19 protein-coding genes are annotated in these 22,972 nt (G+C 55.9%); 12 read left to right on the plus strand and 7 right to left on the minus strand.

Going from position 1 to position 22,972, the window contains the following annotated elements; translation table 11 throughout:
* Positions 1–24 precede the first annotated feature (24 nt).
* From parE to RGW60_RS21650, 5 genes are all read left to right on the plus strand, one after another.
* A complete protein-coding gene (gene parE / locus RGW60_RS21630) occupies positions 25–1,929 on the plus strand; it encodes a DNA topoisomerase IV subunit B (RefSeq protein ID WP_322206526.1) in 1,905 nt (634 codons plus the stop codon).
* Positions 1,929–2,906, plus strand: coding sequence for an esterase-like activity of phytase family protein (locus tag RGW60_RS21635; RefSeq protein WP_322206528.1), 978 nt, complete (start codon positions 1,929–1,931; stop codon positions 2,904–2,906). The genes parE and RGW60_RS21635 overlap by 1 nt, the downstream gene beginning before the upstream one ends.
* Positions 2,903–3,427 carry a retropepsin-like aspartic protease family protein gene (locus RGW60_RS21640; RefSeq protein ID WP_322206529.1) on the plus strand — a complete coding sequence of 175 codons (525 nt, stop codon included), beginning with the start codon at positions 2,903–2,905 and terminating at the stop codon, positions 3,425–3,427. Before RGW60_RS21635 ends, RGW60_RS21640 begins: the two co-directional genes overlap by 4 nt.
* Positions 3,428–3,434: 7 nt before the next feature.
* The gene (gene parC, locus RGW60_RS21645) at positions 3,435–5,693 is read left to right on the plus strand and encodes a DNA topoisomerase IV subunit A (RefSeq protein ID WP_322206531.1); all 2,259 of its coding nucleotides are present in this window, start codon (positions 3,435–3,437) and stop codon (positions 5,691–5,693) included.
* 182 nt (positions 5,694–5,875) lie between these two features.
* Positions 5,876–6,580, plus strand: coding sequence for a PqiC family protein (locus tag RGW60_RS21650; RefSeq protein WP_322206532.1), 705 nt, complete (start codon positions 5,876–5,878; stop codon positions 6,578–6,580).
* Between the two features lie 245 nt (positions 6,581–6,825).
* Here the strand turns inward: RGW60_RS21650 and RGW60_RS21655 are convergent, their stop codons facing one another.
* The gene (locus RGW60_RS21655; protein ID WP_322206533.1) at positions 6,826–8,385 is read right to left on the minus strand and encodes a histidine kinase; all 1,560 of its coding nucleotides are present in this window, start codon (positions 8,383–8,385) and stop codon (positions 6,826–6,828) included.
* A gap of 130 nt (positions 8,386–8,515) precedes the next feature.
* On the opposite strand from RGW60_RS21655, the gene serB reads away from it, so the two are divergent.
* Complete coding sequence (gene serB, locus RGW60_RS21660; protein WP_322206534.1) at positions 8,516–9,730, plus strand: phosphoserine phosphatase SerB; 1,215 nt, start codon at positions 8,516–8,518, stop codon at positions 9,728–9,730.
* Positions 9,731–9,768: 38 nt separating this feature from the next.
* Here serB and RGW60_RS21665 read toward each other — a convergent pair whose 3' ends face one another.
* The 4 genes from RGW60_RS21665 to RGW60_RS21680 all read right to left on the minus strand — a co-directional run bounded on the left by RGW60_RS21665 (position 9,769) and on the right by RGW60_RS21680 (position 15,176).
* Positions 9,769–11,556, minus strand: a complete 1,788-nt coding sequence (locus tag RGW60_RS21665; RefSeq protein WP_322206535.1) for a molecular chaperone — start codon at positions 11,554–11,556, stop codon at positions 9,769–9,771.
* Positions 11,557–11,743: 187 nt separating this feature from the next.
* Positions 11,744–12,607: an archaetidylserine decarboxylase gene (gene asd, locus RGW60_RS21670; protein ID WP_322206536.1), complete on the minus strand. Its 864-nt coding sequence runs from the start codon at positions 12,605–12,607 to the stop codon at positions 11,744–11,746.
* Between the two features lie 49 nt (positions 12,608–12,656).
* Positions 12,657–13,472 (minus strand): thiosulfate sulfurtransferase, encoded by an 816-nt coding sequence (rhdA, locus tag RGW60_RS21675; RefSeq protein WP_322206537.1) that lies wholly within the window; start codon positions 13,470–13,472, stop codon positions 12,657–12,659.
* A 168-nt stretch (positions 13,473–13,640) separates the two neighbouring features.
* Positions 13,641–15,176: an HDOD domain-containing protein gene (locus tag RGW60_RS21680; protein ID WP_322206539.1), complete on the minus strand. Its 1,536-nt coding sequence runs from the start codon at positions 15,174–15,176 to the stop codon at positions 13,641–13,643.
* A gap of 207 nt (positions 15,177–15,383) precedes the next feature.
* Here RGW60_RS21680 and motA point away from each other — a divergent pair, with 207 nt between their 5' ends.
* Together motA and motB are read left to right on the plus strand one after the other, a co-directional pair.
* Positions 15,384–16,235, plus strand: coding sequence for a flagellar motor stator protein MotA (motA, locus tag RGW60_RS21685; RefSeq protein WP_322206540.1), 852 nt, complete (start codon positions 15,384–15,386; stop codon positions 16,233–16,235).
* A gap of 3 nt (positions 16,236–16,238) precedes the next feature.
* Positions 16,239–17,270, plus strand: a complete 1,032-nt coding sequence (motB, locus tag RGW60_RS21690; RefSeq protein WP_322206541.1) for a flagellar motor protein MotB — start codon at positions 16,239–16,241, stop codon at positions 17,268–17,270.
* A gap of 98 nt (positions 17,271–17,368) precedes the next feature.
* Here the strand turns inward: motB and rsgA are convergent, their stop codons facing one another.
* A complete protein-coding gene (gene rsgA, locus RGW60_RS21695; protein ID WP_322206542.1) occupies positions 17,369–18,400 on the minus strand; it encodes a small ribosomal subunit biogenesis GTPase RsgA in 1,032 nt (343 codons plus the stop codon).
* Between the two features lie 99 nt (positions 18,401–18,499).
* On the opposite strand from rsgA, the gene orn reads away from it, so the two are divergent.
* Together orn and RGW60_RS21705 are read left to right on the plus strand one after the other, a co-directional pair.
* A complete protein-coding gene (gene orn, locus RGW60_RS21700; protein WP_322206543.1) occupies positions 18,500–19,036 on the plus strand; it encodes an oligoribonuclease in 537 nt (178 codons plus the stop codon).
* 90 nt (positions 19,037–19,126) lie between these two features.
* Positions 19,127–19,741 carry a trimeric intracellular cation channel family protein gene (locus tag RGW60_RS21705; protein WP_322206544.1) on the plus strand — a complete coding sequence of 205 codons (615 nt, stop codon included), beginning with the start codon at positions 19,127–19,129 and terminating at the stop codon, positions 19,739–19,741.
* Positions 19,742–19,859: 118 nt separating this feature from the next.
* On the opposite strand, the gene queG is transcribed toward RGW60_RS21705, so the two are convergent.
* Complete coding sequence (gene queG, locus RGW60_RS21710; RefSeq protein WP_322206545.1) at positions 19,860–20,939, minus strand: tRNA epoxyqueuosine(34) reductase QueG; 1,080 nt, start codon at positions 20,937–20,939, stop codon at positions 19,860–19,862.
* A gap of 63 nt (positions 20,940–21,002) precedes the next feature.
* Between queG and RGW60_RS21715 the strand changes: the two genes are divergently transcribed.
* Positions 21,003–22,502 carry an NAD(P)H-hydrate dehydratase gene (locus RGW60_RS21715; protein ID WP_322206546.1) on the plus strand — a complete coding sequence of 500 codons (1,500 nt, stop codon included), beginning with the start codon at positions 21,003–21,005 and terminating at the stop codon, positions 22,500–22,502.
* Entirely contained in the window at positions 22,490–22,957 is a 468-nt protein-coding gene (tsaE, locus tag RGW60_RS21720; RefSeq protein WP_322206547.1) for a tRNA (adenosine(37)-N6)-threonylcarbamoyltransferase complex ATPase subunit type 1 TsaE, read from the plus strand. The genes RGW60_RS21715 and tsaE overlap by 13 nt, the downstream gene beginning before the upstream one ends.
* Positions 22,958–22,972 lie beyond the last annotated feature (15 nt).

The following is a 22,972-nucleotide window of genomic DNA, read 5'->3' on the forward strand; positions in this document are numbered from 1 at the left end:
ATGAATAACTGACGACGAGACCCCATGGCCAATCCCAGCGCTAGCTCTTATAACGCAGACGCCATCGAAGTCCTCTCGGGCCTCGACCCGGTTCGCAAGCGTCCGGGCATGTATACCGACACCACGCGGCCAAACCACCTCGCCCAGGAAGTCATCGATAACAGCGTCGATGAAGCCCTCGCCGGGCACGCGAAGTCAGTTCAGGTCATCCTCCACGCCGACAATTCGTTGGAAGTGTCCGATGATGGTCGCGGCATGCCGGTAGATATTCACCCGGAAGAGGGTGTTTCGGGCGTCGAGCTGATTCTCACCAAGCTCCACGCTGGCGGCAAGTTCTCAAACAAGAACTACCAATTTTCCGGCGGTTTGCACGGCGTAGGTATTTCCGTGGTGAACGCGCTGTCAAATCACGTTCGGGTGCGGGTAAAGCGCGACGGCAACGAATACGAAATGACCTTTGCCGATGGCTATAAGGCCAGTGAGCTCGCGGTCATTGGTGCCGTCGGTAAACGCAATACCGGGACCAGCGTGTATTTCGCGCCGGACCCTAAATATTTTGATACGCCGAAATTTTCGGTCAGCCGCCTCAAGCATGTGCTCAAAGCGAAAGCGGTGCTGTGTCCGGGACTGTTAGTCAGCTTCGAAGACAAAGCCACCGGCGAAAAAATCGAATGGCATTACGAAGATGGCTTGCGCTCCTATCTGGAGGACGCGGTCAGTGGTTTTCTGCGCCTACCCGACGTGCCGTTTTGCGGCAGTTTTGCCGGCAATAAAGAAGCCATCGATTGGGCGCTGCTGTGGTTGCCCGAGGGTGGCGACAGCGTTCAGGAAAGCTACGTCAACCTGATCCCGACTCAGCAGGGCGGTACTCACGTCAACGGCTTACGCCAGGGGCTGCTGGATGCGATGCGCGAATTTTGCGAGTTTCGTAGCCTGCTGCCGCGTGGCGTCAAGCTTGCGCCGGAAGATGTGTGGGAGCGGATTGCGTTCGTCTTGTCGATGAAAATGCAGGAGCCGCAATTTTCTGGCCAGACCAAAGAGCGGTTGTCCTCCCGTGAGGCTGCGGCGTTTGTTTCCGGTGTCGTCAAAGATGCATTCAGCCTGTGGCTCAACGCCAACTCCGAGCTGGGCATGCAACTGGCCGAACTGGCGATCAACAACGCTGGTCGCCGCCTGAAGGCCAGCAAGAAGGTCGAGCGTAAGCGCGTCACCCAAGGGCCTGCGTTACCGGGCAAACTGGCTGATTGCGCTGGTCAGGACCCTATGCGCTCTGAACTGTTTCTGGTGGAAGGCGATTCCGCTGGCGGGTCGGCCAAGCAGGCGCGGGACAAAGAGTTTCAAGCGATTCTGCCGTTACGCGGGAAAATCCTGAACACCTGGGAAGTCGATGGTGGTGAGGTGCTGGCCAGTCAGGAAGTGCACAACATTGCCGTCGCTATTGGCGTGGATCCGGGTGTCGCCGACATCAGCCAATTGCGTTACGGCAAAATTTGCATCCTCGCCGACGCCGACTCAGACGGCCTGCACATCGCAACTTTGCTCTGTGCGTTGTTCGTTCAGCATTTCCGTCCGCTGGTTGATGCGGGTCATGTTTACGTTGCAATGCCACCGCTGTACCGGATCGACCTTGGCAAAGAAATTTATTACGCACTGGACGAAGCCGAGCGCGACGGGATTCTTGACCGTCTGGTGGCTGAGAAAAAGCGCGGCAAGCCCCAAGTCACACGCTTTAAAGGTCTGGGCGAAATGAACCCACCGCAGCTGCGGGAAACCACCATGGACCCGAACACTCGTCGTCTGGTCCAGCTTACGCTGGATGATTACGCGGCCACATCTGAAATGATGGACATGCTGCTGGCGAAAAAACGCGCGGGTGATCGCAAGACATGGCTCGAATCCAAAGGCAACCTGGCTGAGGTTTTGACTTGATGCGACGTTGGTTAACCGGATTATTGTTGATCGCGCCGTCTGTGTTCGCTGCCCCTGTGCCACAGCTGAAAATGCTTGCCGAGCATGCGGTTGACGGCATGGTGGGCGGTAACTTATCAGGGTTGGCGTCTTGTAATGGCGTGCTGTGGACCGTCTCGGACCGCGACGATGCGTTGCTCTATCGCCTCGACACGTCGGCTACCGTATGGAAGGCAGAAGGTCAGGCGATTCAGGTGCCCCCAGTACCAGACAGCGGTCTGCCATTTACCTTGGTTTCGATGGCCAAAGCCTCCTCGCTGGTTCGAGGCGGTAGCCTGGATTTTGAAGGCGTGACGTGTGATGCCGCAGGCAATCGATACCTGGTTAGCGAAGGCTATGCCTCTGTATTGCAAGTGCCGGTGACAGGGGCGCCGAACTGGTTGCCCCTTCCCAAGAGCGTGGTTCAACAGGCACGGGACAGCGGCCTGTTGCAGAATTTCAATGCGATCTTCGAGGGCATTGCGATCAGTCCGGGTGGTGATCAACTTTGGCTTGCAGCAGAGCGTGAAAAGCGCGGCTTGCTGTTGGTGCGCCGCGAGCAAGGTGCCTGGGACTGCAAAGGCAGTTGCGTGGTGCTCAGCGAGGGCGGTAAACAGACCATGCCTGCACAAATGGGCAGTCGTAGCGCTTCGAAAGATTTCTCCGATATCTCGCTGTATGAAGGGAAGCTATTTACCTTGGAACGTGCGGCTTACCAAGTGTGCCGCCGTGATCTCGACACCGGGGCAGTCGAGCGCTGCTGGTCGTTCGCTGACGACGCGCTGGTGCCGGAAAAACGTTACGCGCAGAAATTCGGCTTGGCTGAAGCGTTGGTCATAGATGCCGAGGGCGCCTGGATCGGCGTCGATAACAACTTTGGTGCGCGGGCAGATGGTGAGACCCGGCCGATTGTCTGGCGGTTCGCGGCACCCAAGGAAGGTTGGAGCGCCAAGCCTTGAACCAGTCGCCTCCGGGCAAGCGCGCCGGGCGTGTGCTTCTGATTCTTGCGTGGTGTGCCGGTTTGTTTTTGGCGACCCGCTATTTTGGGTTGTGGGAACAGCGTCAGGAAAATCCGAATCCGGTCGTGACGTCGCAGCACGGTGATGGCTATATCCAGGTTTTATTGCAGGGCAATGCCCAGGGCCATTTTGTCGGCAACGCCCAGATTAATGGCAAGACCGTGGAATTCTTGCTCGATACCGGCGCCACAGATGTTGCGATCCCTGCGGAGGTGGCTGACACCTTGCAGTTGAAACGCGGCATGCCCGTGACCACCAGCACCGCCAACGGCATGGCTCAGGGCTTTCGGACTTCGCTGGAACGTTTGCAGATTGGCGACATCGTCCTGCATGACGTGCGTGCCATGGTGTTGCCCGGCCTTGACGGCGAACAGATACTGCTCGGTATGAGTGCAATGAAACAACTCGAATTTACCCAGCGCGGCGGCACCATGCTGCTGCGCCAGACCACACAACGATGAGGCTTGCATGAGCGATTCCCTTGACCTCAGCCTGGATGGCGTAGAACGTCGATCACTGGCTGACTTCACCGAACAGGCCTACCTCAACTACTCCATGTACGTAATCATGGACCGTGCCTTGCCACATATTGGCGACGGTCTGAAGCCCGTTCAGCGGCGCATTATTTACGCCATGAGTGAGTTGGGCCTTGATGCCGACTCCAAGCACAAAAAGTCAGCGCGTACTGTCGGCGACGTCCTTGGTAAGTTTCACCCCCACGGTGACTCGGCCTGCTATGAAGCCATGGTGCTGATGGCCCAGCCGTTCAGTTATCGCTATACCCTGGTAGACGGCCAAGGAAACTGGGGTGCGCCGGATGATCCCAAATCATTCGCCGCCATGCGTTACACCGAAGCCCGGTTGTCTCGCTATTCCGAAGTGCTGCTCAGCGAGTTGGGCCAAGGCACAGCGGATTGGGTGCCCAACTTCGACGGCACCCTGGATGAACCCGCCGTTTTGCCGGCACGTTTGCCGAATATTTTGCTCAATGGCACTACGGGTATTGCGGTAGGCATGGCCACCGATGTACCGCCGCATAACCTGCGGGAGGTCGCGTCGGCGTGTATCCATTTGCTCGACGAACCTAAAGCCACCATTGAAGAGCTTTGCGAGCACATCAAGGGTCCGGATTATCCCACCGAAGCAGAGATCATTACTCCGCGTACCGACCTGCTGAAAATGTATGAAACCGGCAAGGGGTCGGTCCGCATGCGGGCGGTATACCGTATAGAAGATGGCGATATCGTCGTGACTGCGTTGCCGCATCAAGTGTCCGGCGCCAAGGTGCTGGAACAGATCGCCGCGCAGATGCAGGCCAAAAAACTGCCGATGGTTGCCGACTTGCGCGACGAGTCAGACCACGAGCACCCGTGCCGGATCGTGATCATTCCACGTTCCAACCGTGTCGAACTCGATGAGCTGATGCAGCATTTGTTTGCCACTACCGAGCTGGAGTCCAGCTACCGGGTGAACATCAACATCATCGGCCTGGACGGTAAACCCCAACTCAAGAACCTGAAAGCGCTGCTCAGTGAGTGGCTGGTGTTTCGCATCGGCACGGTTCGTCGACGCTTGCAGTTTCGCTTGGACAAAGTCGAACGCCGCTTGCATCTGTTGGACGGCTTGCTGACGGCTTATCTGAACCTGGATGAAGTGATTCACATCATTCGGACTGCCGAACATCCTAAACCCGAGCTGATCGCACGGTTTGGGCTGACCGAAATTCAGGCTGATTACATTCTCGATACGCGCTTGCGGCAGTTGGCTCGTCTGGAAGAGATGAAGCTGCGGGCTGAGCAAGACGAATTGCGCAAAGAGCAAACGCGTCTGCAGTCGTTGTTGGGCAGCGAAACCAAGTTGCGCAAGCTGGTCCGCACTGAACTGATCGCCGATGCTGAAACTTACGGCGATAACCGTCGCTCGCCCATCGTTTCCCGTACCGAAGCCAAGGCGTTGTCTGAAAACGAGCTAATGCCGACCGAGCCAGTGACCGTTGTGTTGTCGGAAAAAGGCTGGGTGCGTTGCGCTAAAGGCCACGATATCGACGCCACAGGGTTGTCCTATAAAGCTGGCGATGGTTTCAAAACCTCGGCAGCGGGGCGTTCTAACCAATTTGCAGTGTTTATCGATTCTACCGGGCGCAGCTATTCCTTGGCGGCCCACACATTGCCTTCGGCCCGCGGCCAAGGTGAACCGCTGACCGGCAAGTTGCAGCCACCGCCGGGCGCGACCTTTGAGTGTGTGCTGCTGCCTGATGACGATGCGTTGTACGTCATTGCTTCTGATGCCGGTTATGGCTTCGTGGTCAGAGGCGAAGACTTGCAGGCCAAAAACAAAGCAGGTAAAGCCTTGCTCACCTTGCCTAAGGGCGCAAAAGTCATCCTCCCCCGTCCGGTTTCCGATCGTGAACGGAATTGGCTCGCAGCGGTAACAACCGAGGGTCGTTTGCTGGTCTTCAAAGTCAGCGATTTGCCGCAGTTGGGCAAAGGCAAGGGCAATAAGATCATTGGCATCCTCGGTGAGCGTGTGGCTAGCCGCGAAGAGTACGTTACTGATCTGGCTGTCGTACCAGAAGGCGCAACGTTGATTCTGCAAGCGGGTAAACGCACGCTGTCGCTCAAGGCTGATGATTTGGAACACTACAAAGGTGAGCGCGGTCGTCGCGGTAACAAGCTTCCACGTGGTTTCCAGCGCGTAGATGCGTTGCTGGTTGAAAGCGCATCATAAAGGCGATATTGGGCGTCTGATCTTCGTTTTGACTGGAAGATCGACGCATAATCGCTGGAGTCATGATCAATATTCACGGATGATATGGCGTCTCGCCTCGTCAGCATGGCTGAGTGCCTTCATATTTATTGTGAATATTTTTAGACTGTGGCCCGCGTTGTGGCGGCTATGTGGATGTGATGATGAATTTTGCGCGCCTATCTTTTGTAGTGTTAATGACCAGCGTACTGGGCCTGGTCGGTTGCAGCGTTCAGCAGCCTACTTCTCTTTATCAACTCGATGCCGGGCAACCGGGTCAGCCTAAACAAAGCGCTGGAGTGGCCGTTTTATTGGGTCCAGTTTCAGTGGCCGATTACCTGCAACGGGAAACTTTGTTGCAGCGTCAACCAGATGGCAGCCTGACTGCATCGACTGACGGTCGTTGGGCGGGCAGTCTGTCTTCAGATATCGATCAATTGCTTTTGCGCCAACTGGCTTGGAAACTTGACAGTCAGCGCGTGGTACTGGCCCCGGCTACCACCAGTTTCACTCCTGATGTGCAAGTGGTGCTCTCCATCACCCGGCTTGACTCAGGCGTGAACCAACCTGCAATTCTGGACGCTCAATGGCGTTTGCTGGATCGCAGGGGTCAAGTTCGTGACAGCAAATTGGTGCACATGGAAGAGCCGCACTTGGGCAGCTCAGCCGCTCAGGTGAAAGCCCAAGGCGTATTGTTACAGCGATTGGCCGATCAGTTGGCTGTTGCAGTTAAACCCTTGGCAAGCCAGCCGTTAGACGAACCTAAAAAAGCAGCTCCCGCTCAGGTCCGAAATATTAAAGACCACGACAAGCCAAAGATGCCCATGGCCTCGCCGATTCGCACAGATATGGAAATATTCCGCTTTTAGTCGAACGGACGGAAAGTCTGCATACGCAGTGGGTTGATCAAAGCGTTCAAAAGCGCAATTACGGGACGAAAAACCCCGACGCCTCGGGTTCATCATGCCTGCTCTGATCGATATCAGCGAATGCCCTGCGACCACGGGATCACCTGTTCGATGACAGATGCTATGACAGCATGTCAAGTCTAGACACCCCATAGCCTTAAGGCTGCGCGACGGGGGTAACTCTTTAAGGCATAGCGGCGTTGCGGTTAGACCTTGCCGCGACTCTCGTGCATCCGTGACAGCTGGCGTTCAAGCATCGAGGGGTACGGCTCCATCAGGCGTTCGACACAGCAGGCGCCTTCCGGATTGGCGATAGGGCGTATTCGGGCGCGTTGATGTACCAGCGGGTCATCAATGATCCTGCGTTCTACCAACAATAAGTTACGGCTGTGTTGCGAAAGGGCCAATGCGCTTTGCGCCGTGTCGGTGAGCAGCAGGTCGATTTGGCTGAGGTCTGACAAGTCATCACCTTGGGTCAGGCCTAATTGCAGTTGCAGCGTAATACCGCTATCAGCGACTTCTATTTGCAAGGCATGACTAAGCGCCCTGAGCAGTTCGCCGCAGCAAATCGCATTAGTCAGGTAGTCATCACCGCTTTGTTGGCTGTGAAACAGCATCAGCGTGCTGCCGTCATTCAGCGTGTGCACTTCGCTCTCATAGAGCGAGGCGGCCTGATCGATACAGTCGCGGTAGCGTTGCAGCAGGTCTGTCAATCGTGCACGGGGTAGGCGACGTAGCTGATCTTGCGCCCCGAGTTGCACTGCCAGGACCGCGCTGTGCAGTGGTTGAACCGGTACAGCGGGCGCTATCACGATAGGTCTGATCATTGGGGCTGACACGGAGTGATCACGCAGATCAGCAAAAGGATCTTCTTCGTCCTCTTCATCTTCGTCTGCGAGGATGCGCCGCGGCACTGTGCCTGTCACCCGAGTTTTGGGTGCTTTGTCAAAGCCTCGGTCGTGTAGTTCGTTGCTGGCGAACATTGGTTCAACGTCGTCTTGCGTTTCTAGGTACGGATCGTGGCCTTCACTTTCGTTATGCTCAGGTTCGCGTATTGGCGGAGGCTCAGGTGGTTCGGGCGCGAATGACGCGTGCAGCTGCCGAGCCAGATCACCGATTTCATCCTGACGGTCAGTGGCTGGCGTGTGTTCGTCAATATCGCGAAGCCACACGCGCAATTGCAGCAGCGGCGTAGAAATATTTCGGCCAAGACGCAAACTCAGCGCCAGCGCCAGCGCCAGCAAAATTCCGCTGAGAATCGCCATGCTCTGCAAGCTGATGGTCATCGGCTGCTGGAATTGAGTCATGTCCAGACTGATACGCAAGTGCCCGGCCGTTACATCCTGGAAGGTGATTTTTATCTCGTACAACCCGCCCGCTTCACCCAGTAGGCCATTTTTCGGACGATTTCCGGCTTCGGCGAGAATGCGATTGTCCACACTGTAAATAGCGGCATGGGCTACCAACGGGTTCTTCACCAGGTTGCCCAACAGCACGTTTAGGCTGAGGATATCGTTGGACACCAGCAGTTCAGTGGCGGAGGTGGCTGTCTGCGTTGTCAGCGCTTGGCCAAGTGCGTCGGCCTGTTCGTGCATGGCCTGCTTGAATTGCAGGCCCATGACACAGGCGTAGATCAGCAGCGCCAAAGCGACAAGGATCACGTTATGGCTAGCGATACGCAAGGCAAGCGGTACACGGCGATGGCGCAATGCCCGAAAGATCAGCAGGAAGAAGTTATCGGTTTTAACTGGCGTGGGCCGGTTCACTGAGCACGGCTCTTTTGGTGAAGTTGCCGGGCAGTATAACGATCGACCCTTGAGCGGCAAAGCGCTTGCTGTGCCCGATGGTCACTGAAAGTGGTTAGAATGCGGTTTTTTTCCACTGCGGGGGTGCGCCTTGCGCGAAATCGTCCTGATAAACATCACGGGTGAAGACCGTCCCGGTCTCACTGCGGCCATCACTGGGGTACTTGCCCAGGGTGGAGTCAACATTCTTGATATTGGTCAGGCGGTGATCCACGACACGTTGTCGTTTGGCATTCTGGTTGAGATTCCGAGAACTGAGCAAGGTTCTTCAGTGCTTAAAGATATTTTATTCACGGCCTACAAACTCGATCAGCAAGTGCGCTTCACGGCTGTCTCCGAAGAAGACTATGAGCAGTGGGTTGACGGCCAAGGCAAGGCGCGGCATATCGTGACGTTGCTGACACGCAAGGTGACGGCGGAGCAGTTGCAGCGTGTCAGTTCGATCACGGCTAAATACGGTTTGAATATTGACCAGATAGATCGACTGTCCGGGCGGATGCCTTTAAACACGCCCGCCGACAAAGGCAAAGGTTGTATTGAGTTTTCGGTGCGGGGCGAGCCTGCAGATCCGAAGGCGATGCAGGCTGAATTTTTGAGTGTCGCGCAGGAGTTGAATGTCGATATTGCTTTCCAACAGGACTCTTTATTTCGGCGTAATCGGCGTCTGGCGGTGTTCGACATGGACTCGACATTAATCGAGGCCGAAGTCATCGACGAGCTGGCCAAGGCCGCCGGCATCGGAGAGTTGGTGTCTGAAATCACAGAGCGCGCGATGCGCGGCGAGCTGGACTTTCGCGCCAGTTTCAAAGAGCGTCTGGCGTTGCTCAAAGGTCTGGATGTCAGCGTGCTGGATGAAATCGGCGCCTCGTTACGCTTGACCGAGGGCGCCGAAACATTGTTCGCGGAGCTCAAGCGACTGGGTTACAAAACCGCGATTTTATCGGGTGGTTTCACGTACTTCGCAAAACAGCTGCAAGCGAAGCTCGGCATCGACTATGTGTTTGCCAACGAGCTGGAAGTGGTCGACGGTAAAGTGACTGGCGTGGCCATTGAGCCCATTGTCGATGCACAGCGCAAAGCTGATCTGCTGCGTGAATTGGCGCAAAAGGAAGGCTTGAGCCTGGAGCAGACCATTGCCGTTGGAGATGGCGCCAATGACCTGCCGATGCTGGCGATCGCGGGTCTAGGCGTAGCATTCAGGGCCAAACCGTTAGTGAAACAATCAGCAAGGCAGGCGATCTCTACATTGGGCCTGGACGGAATTCTTTATCTGCTGGGCTTTCGGGATCGCGACGGGCGAGGTTGATAAAATATTGCGGTGCTTTGGCCACGCCGCATGACCGATCATAATAATGTCCACAACGAATCAAATTCTTCTTCGGGCACCGTATCGAGCGATGGCGACTTACGTGGCATTTCGATGGTTTTATATTCGAACTGGTTGAAACTGCCCGTGCCTGCGCGGCGTTTACCTAGAGCTGCGCGATGCTCATCGCCGCTGTTGTTGATCATTACGCTCAGGCCTTCCTGAAACGGTAATCGTGGCGCAAGCAAGGTCGCTGGCTGATCGATTGCCCGCACTTCGGGCAGCAATAACGCGCGCAGATAGGGGCTGGCGGGGTCAGTGTTACGCATCAACTGCAAGCCGCAGGGCTGGGCAAACGGTGCCACCAGCTCAATACCCATTTGCGTGCCGCCGCTACGTACCTGACGAATCCAGCGCACGACGGCGATGCTCCAGCCTTGACCGCTGCCATCCTGAATGCCGACCATTTCCCCAGCCTGCAATTGGCTGGGAACGTCTTTCGGCCATGCCAAGCAGTAACCGCCGGGGCTGTGGTTAATGACATTCAGTGCGAACGTAGGGAATGTGTGCTGAGTATTCGAAGCTAAATCACCACCGTCGACGTCGACGTGCTCGTACCGAATTTCTTCATATGGCTGTGCAGAAGACTCCCGGGCGGCGTCGAAGGCGGCTGACCAGGGATCGATCGTCGCATTAATCGAAAGTTGGGTATGAAATTGCGCGGCTTTGTTCATGGCGGGGATTTTAAGCATTTCGCTGAACGACTTTTGGCCACCCAGGTAGTAGTGCAGTGCACTCATGCCGATGCACAGCGTGAGGTGGCCTTGCCCCGCAGTGCGCTGAAATGTTCTTTCCGAGACGTCGCCCCACGCAGCAGCCAAATGTTGTAGCAGGTCGAGAGAAAAACCGTGGGGTACCAGAAGCTCTGAGCCTGCGCGCTTATCGACGGGCAAATCGAGATATGCCTTGATTGCTGACGCCAAAGACAGTGGGTTGATACCCAGTAGACTTGGCATTTGCTCCTCCAGGTAGAGCGACTTATAGCGTGGAGGGGCATCAGCATCCTGTGCTACAGCGAACAGGCTGGAAGGCTCGGCAGGAGATTGCAGCTTTACCAGTCGGCTCCAAGGCTCTAGAACCTCGGCGAGTCGACCGATGTTGAGTTGGCGCATTTGATTGCAGCGTGAACAACCCAGCAAGACGGCCACTACATAGGTTTGTTCTGCGCTCATCGTCTTAGTGTGGCTGGCGAGAGGGTCGGGTATCGCAATGTTGTGCAATTGATGGTGGCGAGCAATCAGGTAAATCTGATGCAGTTCCAGCCATAAGCCTTCCGGCACGGGACAGTACAGTTGGCTCGCTCGAATGAGCGTGCCATTTAGGCTGTGTAGTGCACGCTGCGTTGCCGTGGCCAGCAGCGTGGTGCGGTCTTTGGAAAAGCGCGGTGAGATACGGACAATGATCTGTTTGTAGCCCGCCGCCAGCTGGTTCTGAAGTGCTTGGCACAGGTTGGCGACTTTGCGTGGGCGCTCGTCGAGCACGATGGCCTGACTTAGGAAATGCCGCTCAAGGTTCTTGCAGACGTAATAGACCTCTGGGCGCAGTAGTTCAAGCAGCTGTAGGCGGTTTTCGCTGGGTGTCAACAGATGGTTAAGTTCGCCCAAGGCCTGATAAAGCAAGCGAGCGGTCTCACCTAGATTGGCTTTGGGCAGAACGGCAATCCAGCGTTTCAAGTCACGCGGCGTAGGCTCGCAAAACGACAGACTCAACTGCGTCGGCGAAGGCATAGGCGCGCGCAACGACAGATGAAGACTTGAATTACTCATTTGCTCGGGAAACTCCAATCACGCAATGGCTAGAGCGGTTGCTCATTCTAAACAAAGCCAAGTCCGACAACCGACTCTAGCAGCATCGGCTTGCGCTGGCTGCTTTCTATGGTCTTTTATCCGCCATGGCTGTCAGATTGTTCCTAACAGCCTATCGGTGTGATGCTGCTAACGGCGTGACTTGATGTCATGCCTGGTTAGCGTGGCCGAGCGCTTGACCCATTTGAACCGAGCTGAGAGCGCCCAGTTGTCCCGCCCAATTCACCTGATTGGGTCCAAACAACACAATGGCAGTTGAGCCGAGTTTGAAGCGTCCGAGCTCTGCTCCCTTTTCCAGGTGAATCGGTGCACGAGCGGTTTCGTCGTAGCGTACTGTTTTCAGTTCGCGCTTCGGGGGAGTGACCAGACCGGCCCACACGGTCTCGATCGAGGCAACGATCATTGCACCCACCAGAACGACGGCCATCGGACCACACTCGGTATCGAACACGCAGACGACCCGTTCGTTACGGGCAAACAGCTCGGGAACGTTTTCGGCTGTGGTCTGATTAACCGAGAAGAGGCGTCCAGGAACATAAACCATTTCACGCAAGGTGCCGGCTAATGGCATGTGTACACGGTGGTAGTCTTTTGGCGACAGATAGACCGTTGCAAACTCGCCTCCCATGAATGGCGCAGAAAGATTGGCATCGCCACCCAGAAGTTCAAGCACGCTGAAACTGTGACCCTTGGCCTGGAAAATTCGACCATGCTCAATAGGGCCCATTTGGCTGATTGCTCCGTCAGCAGGGCTGAGAATCGCACCCGGAGTTTGATCCAGCGGTCGAGCACCTGGCTTTAATGCACGGGTGAAAAAATCATTGAAGTGATCGTAAGCAGTCAGGTCTTCAACCAGCGCTTGAGTCATGTCCACCTGATAGCGCCGAGCAAACCAGGCAGTGAATGCATTTTTGAACCACCGGACCCGGCATTCGGCTACGCAGCCGGCCAGACGGGACAGCAGATGGTGCGCAAGAAAGTATTGGCTGAAGATAAACAAACGCTGTTTCATTACATTTCCTAACATGTTCTTAATAAATAGCTACGGTTTGCAGCGTGTCTTATTTCTCGATTGGCGTATCGGGATGGTTGCCCCATTCACCCCAAGAGCCCGCGTAGCCTTTTACCCGGGGATAGCCCAGCGCCTTGGCCACCAAATAGGTAAAGCCTGATCGGTGGTGGGTCTGGCAGTGGGTAATGATCTCTTTGTCCGGGGTAATGCCTAGCCTTTCGAGGATTTGCGGCATGTCCTTACGAATACGCAAGTTACGTGTAGGGTCCATGCCAGCGGTCCACTCGAAGTTCACTGCGCCCGGAACGTGACCGGCTTTAGCCGCGAGGACTTTTTCACCGGAATATTCAGTAGGTCCGCGTGCATCCCAGACGGCCAGATCTGCCGCACCCAAACGACTCTGTAAATATTCGCGAGTTGCAGTGGGTTCCCCGTGCAAAGTCAGTGGCACCGGGCCGCCAACGGTCTCTGGAGCCTCGGTCGACAGGGGCAGGTCTTCACCCAGCCAAGCGTGCAGGCCGCCATCCAGATAGTGGTAGTGCGAGTGACCAATCACATCTAACAACCAAATGAAACGTCCGGCCCACCCGCCACCCTCGTCGTCGTAGACCACATAAACTGCTTTGGAGTTATGCCCTAGCTCGCCGAACAACACTTCCAGTTGGGCGAGCGAGGGCAGTAACCCCGGTGCCGGTGCCTGCCCCTGTTGGGTGCGTTTTGGGTCAACAAAATGTGCGCCTGGAATATGTCCGGCGCCATAGCGAGCGCTGCTGGTCAGGTCGATGAGGATCAACTCAGGCGCGTCAAGACGGGACAGCAAGTCGCTGGGCTCTATGACTAACGGCAAGCTAGAGAATTCAGACATGTGAGATCTCCAGAAAAAAGAGGCGAATTGTAGCTTAGAGATCCCATCCCCGTCTCTGACAGCTGTGCCTGACGCCCGCGTAGGCGCACCGGGCTTAACTTAATTACGTTACAAGATGCCGCCCGGCCTTCGACGCCGCCCGTGGGGCAACCGCCTGATTCGGAGACTTCAGACTTTGCGATTGCTGAAGCTGCTAAGTGCGCGTTCGATGCATTGCGAGGTTTTGCCGAATGCCTGGACGCTGATTTCCGAAAGAGGTCCACCACCCTGATCCGCAAACACCAACATCACCACTCGCTCTTTGCTGCTGAGCGAGCGCAACAATAAATGGTCGCCGCTAAACAGGCTTTTTAATCTTGCGGGCAGCAAAGCTGAAAATTGAGCATTATTCGCGGGCGTCAGGCGTAATTGAGTCGGCTGAGCCAATAGGCGCTGCAACACCGTACTCTGCGCGATGTCCAGTGTCAGGTGCATGGCGTCCTTTTCCAACCCGGCAATTTGATGGACACGTAAAACAGTCATATTACGATCAATCATCAGCAGCATGACGCGCTGCATACCGCAGGCAACCAGTGCGTCGCGGGCAAGTGTTGTGAGGTGCATGGCATTATTGAATCGACTAGGTTCCTCCAATAGCTCGGTGCAATACTTTCGCCACTGGTGTAGAGCTTCGGCTGAGGGTGGAGGGGCGGGTAACATTCCACGATGAATACGCCGTGTTTCCGCTGGCCAAATGAGCGCCTCGGCAGGGTGCCATAGCCCTGTCGCATAATGTTTTCGAGCGCTTTGTACTGCTTGTTGATGTACTTGCTGTTGAAGTTCATCCAGCGAAATTTGCAGGTAAAGGCAGGTCAGCGTTTGCCAGCGCAGGCTGTGCGGGCTGTCCCAGGCTTGTTGTGCAGACAATGCAATGCCGTTTGCGAGAAGGATTGTATTGGCGGGCTGATTAAGCCAGCGACGCAGTGCGGGGTCTGCGTCGAGGCATTGCCTCTGATGCAATGGATTCAGATGGTCGCGAGCAATATGCAATGCTTTAACCAGCAGCCGACGCTCATTGATCAGCGCGTTATAGCCCTGAGTTACCCAGATGGGTAGACGCCATGCGACGGCCAGATTTTGGCATAGCTTGAGCAGGCTAACCCCGAACAATGCGTTCTCGACAATGCGCGCCGACTCACCTTTGTGAATTACGCGTAGCTCCCATTCTTCAAGCAGTTTCGGGTGCGCGAGAGCCATCGGCCAGAGCGGAGACAAAAACAGCAGGCTACCCCAATGTATATCCTGCCATAGCCGCGCCAGGCGGCCCGCGAACAGACCGTTGGCCTGCTGCATTGCATGTTGGCTGATCATTTGAAATTGTCGCAAATTCGGCGAAATATCTTCGAACTCCAGGGCCGGTAGACGTTGCAGGAGCTCTTCTGTCCGCTTCAGACCCAGACGGTTAATTGCCACCTCTAGACTTTCCGCTGGCTCGCTCAAGCCCATGCTGTGATGGTTGACCTCGCGCAAAACGCTGAGGACCAACGAAGGGCTTTCCTGCATCAATTCAGCGATGTCGCGTAGCGACCGACGGTTATCACCAAGCGCGCTCAGTACTTGGGCGTGGCTGTCGATTGGTACCGGCAGGCGAATCGCGTCCAATTGTTTGTGCCATGCGTCAAGGGTGCGTGGAATGGGGAGCGGTGCTGATGCTTCTGGTGGCATTGCAGGCGGCCTGTACGGCTAATAATTAGGACAAATATTGGATGCAACACTCATGGCATGTCAGTGCAAGCGCCCTGCTACTAGGGTCGAACTGGCTTTTCGCCTGAACTGACTATAGTCTGGCGCACTTACGCCGATAAGTAGAAGAAGAGTTTCAAGAACTTCCACTCATGATCTCGAACCCTACTCAGTAAGAACTCTCTCTATATGGCTAAAATTATCGGCATTATTGTCGTTTTCGCGAGCGTTCTCGGCGGATACGTCCTGTCACACGGCAAGATCGGGGCATTGATCCAGCCTTTCGAGGTCATGATCATCGGTGGCGCCGCCTTTGGAGCATTTCTTCAGGCCAACCCCGGTTACATGACCATGCATGTGATCAAGAAATCGCTGAAGATGTTCAGCTCTCGATTTTCTCACACGTTTTATCTGGAAATCCTGGGTCTGGTCTACGAAATTCTCAACAAAAGCCGCCGCGAAGGCATGATGGCGATTGAAGGTGACATCGAAGACGCCTCGGCCAGTCCCATTTTCGCTAAATACCCTGGCGTGCTCAAAGATGAGCGTATGACCGCTTACATCTGCGACTACCTGCGGATCATGTCATCAGGGAATATGGCGCCGCACGAGCTTGAAGGCTTGTTCGACATGGAACTGCAAAGCATGAAGGAAGAGCTTGAGCATCCTTCGCACGCGGTTACCGGTATTGCTGACGCCATGCCCGGTTTCGGTATCGTTGCGGCCGTGCTAGGTATCGTGGTGACCATGGCGTCGTTGAGTGATGGTGATCAGGCTGCTATCGGTACGCACGTGGGTGCGGCGCTGGTGGGTACGTTCTTCGGTATTCTTGCTGCGTATGGTTTCTTTGGCCCGTTGGCAACGTCCTTGGCTCACGATGCCAAGGAAGAACTTAATGTGTTCGAGTCCATCAAGGCCTCGCTGGTTGCCTCAGCGTCCGGTATGCCGCCTTCGCTGGCGGTGGAATTCGGTCGCAAGGTCTTGTACCCCAAGCACCGACCTAGCTTCAGTGAGCTTGAACAAGCGGTTCGCGGTCGCTGAGTCATGGAAAATAATCAGCCAATAATTGTCAAGCGCGTCAAGCGCTATGCCGCTGGGCATCACGGCGGCGCATGGAAAATTGCATTCGCCGACTTTGCGACGGCGATGATGGCGTTCTTCCTGGTGTTGTGGCTGATGTCCTCTGCAACCCCTCAGCAAAAAATTCAGATTGCCGGGTACTTCAAAGACCCTATAGGGTTCACCGAAAGCGGCACGCCTTATGTTATTGATTTGGGCGGCTCGCCCGCGCTGGCGCCGGACAAGACTCTCAACCCTGAGGTCAAGTCCGAACCGCAGCCGGATAAAATCAAGACCGAGACCGACCAGTCTGAAACACTGGCGGAACAAGTTGAGCAAGAACGCTTGGATATGCTCTTGCAAGAGCTGCAGGCTAAGGTCGATGAAAATCCGCAGTTGAAGAAATTCAAGGACCAGATTCAATTCGAGATTACTCAGGATGGTTTGCGCATCCAAATAATGGATGCGGAAAACCGGCCGATGTTTGACATTGGCAGTGCGCGCTTGAAACCATATTTCGAAGACATCTTGTTGGCCATGGCCGACACCATTAAAGCAGTGCCGAACAAGATCAGCATTAGCGGTCACACCGACGCGACGCCCTACGCAGTCAGTGGCGAGTTCGGTAACTGGGAGTTGTCGGCGAACCGGGCTAACGCGGCTCGTCGGGCGTTGGTTGCAGGTGGTTATCCGGAACCGCAGGTGGCAAGGGTTGTAGGCTATGCCTCGTCATCCTTGTACGACAAGGAGCATCCGCAAAGCGCGATCAACCGTCGCATCGACATTATTGTACTGACGAAGAAAGCTCAGCAGCGTATCGACGGAACATTGTCACCGTCGCTGAACGGTACCGCTCCCGCGCCTTCACCCGCTACCGGACCCGTGACGCCGGACGCTCCTGCCTCAAGCGCGCCGGTTCCGGTTAATCCCGATGAGGCTGTGCAGCCACATGAGCTTCGGCAAAAGCTCAACATTTTTGAAGACAACGCATTGAAGATAGATCAGCCCAAAAAGTAGTTCTTGTTCCGTTTCTCTGTAGAGCCAGCTTGTTGGCGAAGGGCAGTGACGTGGTGAGGGTCAAGGCGGCATCTACAGAAAACGTTGGACAGGCCGAGTCAGTAACTGTTTTCCGGCAGGCTGGCGATGATTGAGCGGTAGCTGTTCATCCTCTGCTGCTGCACGCGACCTTCTTCCAGGGCCTTGAGCAGTGCGCAGCCGGGCTCACGGTCATGTTTGCAATCGCGGAACCGGCAGGTGCCGATCAAGTTATTGAACTCGATAAAACCGGCTTCCACATCTGAGCGACTGACGTGCCCCAAGCCAAACTCGCGAATACCAGGGGAGTCGACCAGATCGCCGCCACGCGGGAAGTGGAACAGGCGGGCAGTGGTCGTGGTATGCGTACCTTGGCCGGACTGTTCCGAAAGCGGCCCTACACGTGCTTCGACTTCTGGCAGCAAGCTGTTTACCAGCGATGATTTGCCCACCCCGGACTGACCCACAAACACGCTGATTCGCCCATCCAGCTGATCTTGCAGCTGTTGCATGCCGTCGCCTTGGTGTGCAGACACCTCCAGTAATGGATAGCCCAACTGCCGGTAAACCGCCAGCAATGCGTTCAGCGCCGGGGCGTTCTGATCGTCGATCAGGTCCGCTTTGTTCAGCAGTAACAGGGGGCGGATGCCTGCATGCTCAGCCGCAACCAGATAACGGTCGATCAGGTTGGCGTGAGGTTCAGGCAAGGGTGCAAACACGATCACGATCATATCGACGTTGGCGGCCACAGGCTTCAGTTGGCCCCGGCTGTCCGGGCGGCAAAGCTCAGTGATGCGCGGCAATTGCGCGACGATGACGCCGATGCCTTGATTGCCGGCACGCCAGACGACTCGGTCGCCAGTAACCAAAGCGGGCAGGTTGGCGCGCAAGTGGCAACGGCAAACCTGGCCGGCCTGTTCACCTTCTTGCACTTCGACTTCGACCTGTACGCCAAAGTGCGCGATGACTAGCCCGGTCTGCTCAGGACCGAGGTCACCGCCCTCAAGGGTTTCAAGGGTTGCCGATTCACGTTTGGCAGCACGCGCAGCGCGCTCGCCTTGAATCTTTTCGATGCGCCAGTTTTGACGACGATTGAGTTGGCGTTTGGCCATGGGTGTTCCGATTTGATAAAGCAGCTGATTAGATAAACGCGAAGGAGTCTAGCACGCTCGGCTAGGCTAAACTGCGCGCCTAAGTTGAGGAGCGCTGACATGCAGAACACGCAAAATCTGATTTGGATCGATCTGGAAATGACCGGTTTGGACCCTGATACCGACGTCATTATTGAAATGGCGACCATCATTACCGACAGCGAACTGAACACGCTGGCCGAAGGTCCGGTGATTGCTGTGCATCAAAGCGACGCAACATTGGCTGCGATGGACGAGTGGAACACGCGTCAACATGGCGGTTCTGGCTTGGTTCAACGGGTTCGCGACAGCCGCATCAGTGCCGCAGAAGCCGAGGCGCAGACGTTGGCGTTCATCCAGCAATGGGTTCCAGAGCGCACCTCGCCGATTTGTGGCAACAGCATCTGCCAAGACCGTCGTTTCTTGTATCGGCACATGCCGTTGCTGGAAAACTACTTCCATTACCGTAACCTTGATGTATCCACCCTGAAGGAGCTGGCAGCACGTTGGGCGCCCGAACTGAAATATAAAAAAGGTGGCACCCATCTGGCGCTGGACGACATCCGTGAATCCATTGGTGAACTGCGCTACTACCGTGAGCACTTCATTAAGGTGTAATCGGCACAGACCGGAACGATGCAGATTCTATTCGGGACCTAACTTATTGAGTCCCAAATAGACTGCGCGCCTTTTTACAGGGACCCTGCCATGTTGCTGATGCTTTATCTCATCGCCATAACCGCAGAGGCTATGACCGGTGCCTTGTCAGCGGGGCGCCGCGGAATGGACTGGTTTGGCGTGGTGTTGATCGCTTGCGTCACGGCATTGGGTGGCGGTTCGGTTCGCGACGTCCTGCTGGGAAACTATCCGCTGACGTGGGTCAAACACCCGGAATACCTGATTCTGACCAGCGTTGCTGCTCTGATGACGATCGTCATCGCGCCGTTGATGCGTCACTTGCGTTCATTGTTTTTGGTGCTGGACGCCTTGGGGCTAGTGGCATTTACCTTGATCGGCTGCATGACAGCGCTGGAAACCGGCAACGGCTTGATGGTGGCCTCGGTTTGCGGGGTGATTACTGGGGTGTTTGGCGGAATTTTGCGGGATATTTTCTGCAATGACATCCCGTTGGTCTTCCGTCGCGAGCTGTATGCCAGCGTTTCGTTTGCCGCCGCTTGGTGTTTCTTGCTCTGCCATTACCTGGCGCTGCCGAACGAGCAAGCGATTCTAATTACTCTGTCGGGAGGCCTGCTATTCAGGCTGCTGGCGATTCGGTTCTGTTGGGAAATGCCCAAGTTCATCTATCGCGACATGCCGCAATAGCGCAGCACCGGGTTGTTATCTGTGGGACCGAATTTATTCGGGAAGGCGTCGGTGATGTGAAATCCATTCCCGAATAAATTCGGTCCCACAAGGTTCCTGCGGTGCCGAGTTCGGGTCTTCACCGACCATGCCGCCGCAACGCCCATTCAACATGCTCGCGAACCAACTCTGACGGATGATCACGCCTTGCCTCAAGCGCTTCCAGCACCGGTATGGTCGACGGTGCATTGCCCAGCCCCACCGCCAAATTGCGCAGCCAACGTTCATAACCCGCACGGCGTAGCGGTGAGCCTTCGGTGTTGCTGAGAAAGGTGCTTTCATCCCAAAGGAACAGCTCAGCCAGGCCTGCGTTGTCCAAGTTGTGCCGGGGTTGAAAATCCCCTTGGCTGGTGGCTCGAGCGAAGCGATTCCAGGGGCAGACAATCTGGCAGTCATCACAACCGAATACCCGGTTGCCTATCAGCGGGCGTAACTCTTCGGGAATCGCAGTTTTAAGCTCAATGGTCAGGTAAGAAATACAGCGCCGGGCGTCTAGTTGGTAGGGGCCGACAAAGGCTGCTGTGGGGCAGATGTCCATGCACGCTGTGCAGCTTCCGCAATGTTCGGTGGCGTGGGGCGGATCGACGGGCAGGGCCAGGTCGACAAACAATTCGCTGAGGAAAAAATAACTGCCCGCTTTGCGATTCAGTACCAGCGTGTTTTTGCCAATCCAGCCCAGCCCGGCTTTTTCAGCGATGGCTTTCTCTAGGACCGGCGCGCTGTCAACGAAGGCCCTATAACCAAACGGGCCAATAACCTGCTGAATGCGGTCAGCCAATTGTTGTACGCGCTTGCGGATTAGCTTGTGGTAATCCCGACCCAGGGCATAACGAGAGACGTAGGCCTTTTCTGATTCGGCCAAGCGCTGGACCATCTCGGTATCGCCCGGTAGATAATCCATGCGCAACGACACCACGCGCAACGTACCGGGCACCAACTCCTCCGGGTGCGAACGTTTGCTGCCATGGGCTGCCATATAGTCCATCTCGCCGTGGTGACCTGCCTCCAGCCAGCGTTGTAAATGCTGTTCGTGTTCGCCCAGCTCCAGGTCGGTAATGCCCACTTGTTGAAAGCCCAGCTCGCGACCCCAGTCCTTGATCGATTGGGCGAGGTCGGCCAGGTCGGCAGTAATTGGCTGATCGGCAGTAATAACGGGCATGCGAAAGGGGCAACCGGAGCTGAGGTGCGTATAATTCTGCCAGACATTGGAGCCCGATAACGCATGCAACTCACTAAAGCTCAATTACCCGACGCGTTGTACTGCGCCGAGCAGGTGCGAGATCTTGACGCCAAGCTGATTGCCAATGGCACGCCTGGCCTGGAATTGATGCAGCGTGCGGCCCATGCCACGTGGCGCGCCCTTCGTCGCCATTGGCCACAAGCGCGGGAGTTAACCGTCATGGCAGGGCATGGCAACAACGCAGGCGATGGCTATTTAGTCGCCGTATTGGCTCGGCAAGCCGGGTGGCATGTGACTGTCCTGGCTGTGGGTGATCCGTCGCAACTGTTCGGTGACGCGGGGCAAGCACATGCGGATGCGGTCATCGCAGGCGTTGTCATTGAACGTTGGACCGCCGAACAATCCTTGAGCGGTATCGTGTTGGACGCATTGCTGGGCACCGGCCTGAGCGGCGATGTTCGCGAACCCTATCTCGGTGCGATCAACGCGATCAATGCCAGCGGTCTGCCGGTTGCGTCGGTGGACATACCGTCCGGATTGTCCGCCGACACTGGTGCAAGGCTCGGCGTTGCTGTGCGAGCGCAGCTCACGGTGACGTTTATCGGGCTGAAGATCGGGTTGTTCACCGGAGATGGTGCGGATGAGGTGGGCGAATTGGTCTTCGACGACTTGCAAGCTGACTCGGCAATTGTCGCTTCAATGCCGGTCAGCGCCCAGTTATTAAAAGAGGTAAACGCGCCCCGTTTGGCTGCCCGTGCTGTAACAGCCAACAAAGGCATGTTTGGTCGGGTGTTGCTGGTCGGTGGGGATCACGGTTTCGGCGGCGCCATTGTATTGTCGTCTGAATGCGCATTGCGCAGTGGTGCGGGCATGGTCACCCTGGCAACTCGTCAAGCCCATGTGCCTGCCGCCCTGACGCGTCTGCCGGAGGTGATGTGCGCAGGTATTCGCTCGTCCAACGAGTTAGGTGCGTTGATTGAGCCAGCGACTGTGCTGGTCGTCGGTCCGGGGCTGGGGCAGGAAAGTTGGGGGCGCGCTTTGTTGTCTGCGGCCGCTAATGTTCAGCGGCCGCAGGTCTGGGACGCTGACGCCTTGAATCAGTTGGCACGCGGCTGGGTTTCGTTACCGTCGCACAGTGTCATCACACCGCATCCCGGCGAAGCTGCGCGCTTGTTAGGGATCAGTATTAAACAAGTTCAGGCAGATCGTCCGGCAGCGGCACGCGGGCTGGCGCAAAAATATCAATCGGTAGTAGTGCTCAAGGGCTCGGGAAGTTTGATCGCCGACGTTGATGGACGCTTGGCGCTCTGTAATCACGGTCACCCTGCCATGGCAACTGCTGGACTAGGCGATGTGCTGTCTGGACTAATTGGAGCGTTGATGGCGCAGAAGCTGCCAGCTTTTGAAGCAGCGTGCCTGGCTGTATGGTTGCACGCTCGCGCAGGTGAGCAGGCAGGTGCAAAGGGGCGCGGGGTGGCGGCCACTGATTTGATACCAACCATTCGTCGCTTATTGGAGGAGCATTCACCTTGTCTGAACTAACGCTGCATATGGTCAATGAAGACGCCATGATGAGCTTCGGTTCGCGTATCGCCCAGGTTACTGCCGGGGTGGGCATCATTTTTTTGAAAGGCGATCTGGGCGCGGGTAAAACTACCTTGTCACGAGGGATCATTCGGGGATTCGGTCATGAAGGGGCGGTTAAAAGCCCGACCTTTACGTTGGTAGAACCTTATGAAATTGGCATGATTCGCGCGTATCACTTTGATCTGTATAGGCTGGTTGACCCCGAAGAGCTAGAGTATATGGGTATTAGGGATTACTTCGATGGCGGGGCGCTTTGCCTGATCGAGTGGCCTCAAAAGGGTGAGGGTTTTTTGCCAAAGCCTGACTTGACCATTACCATTGGGCCGCATGCGGAAGGTCGAACGCTGACTTTGAGTCCAAATAACTCCCGTGGTGATACCTGGTGTGCCGCTTTGGCTTCGAAATTTTAATAAATGATGGGGTTA

It is taken from the genome of Pseudomonas sp. AB6 (assembly GCF_034314105.1).
Lineage (GTDB): Bacteria > Pseudomonadota > Gammaproteobacteria > Pseudomonadales > Pseudomonadaceae > Aquipseudomonas.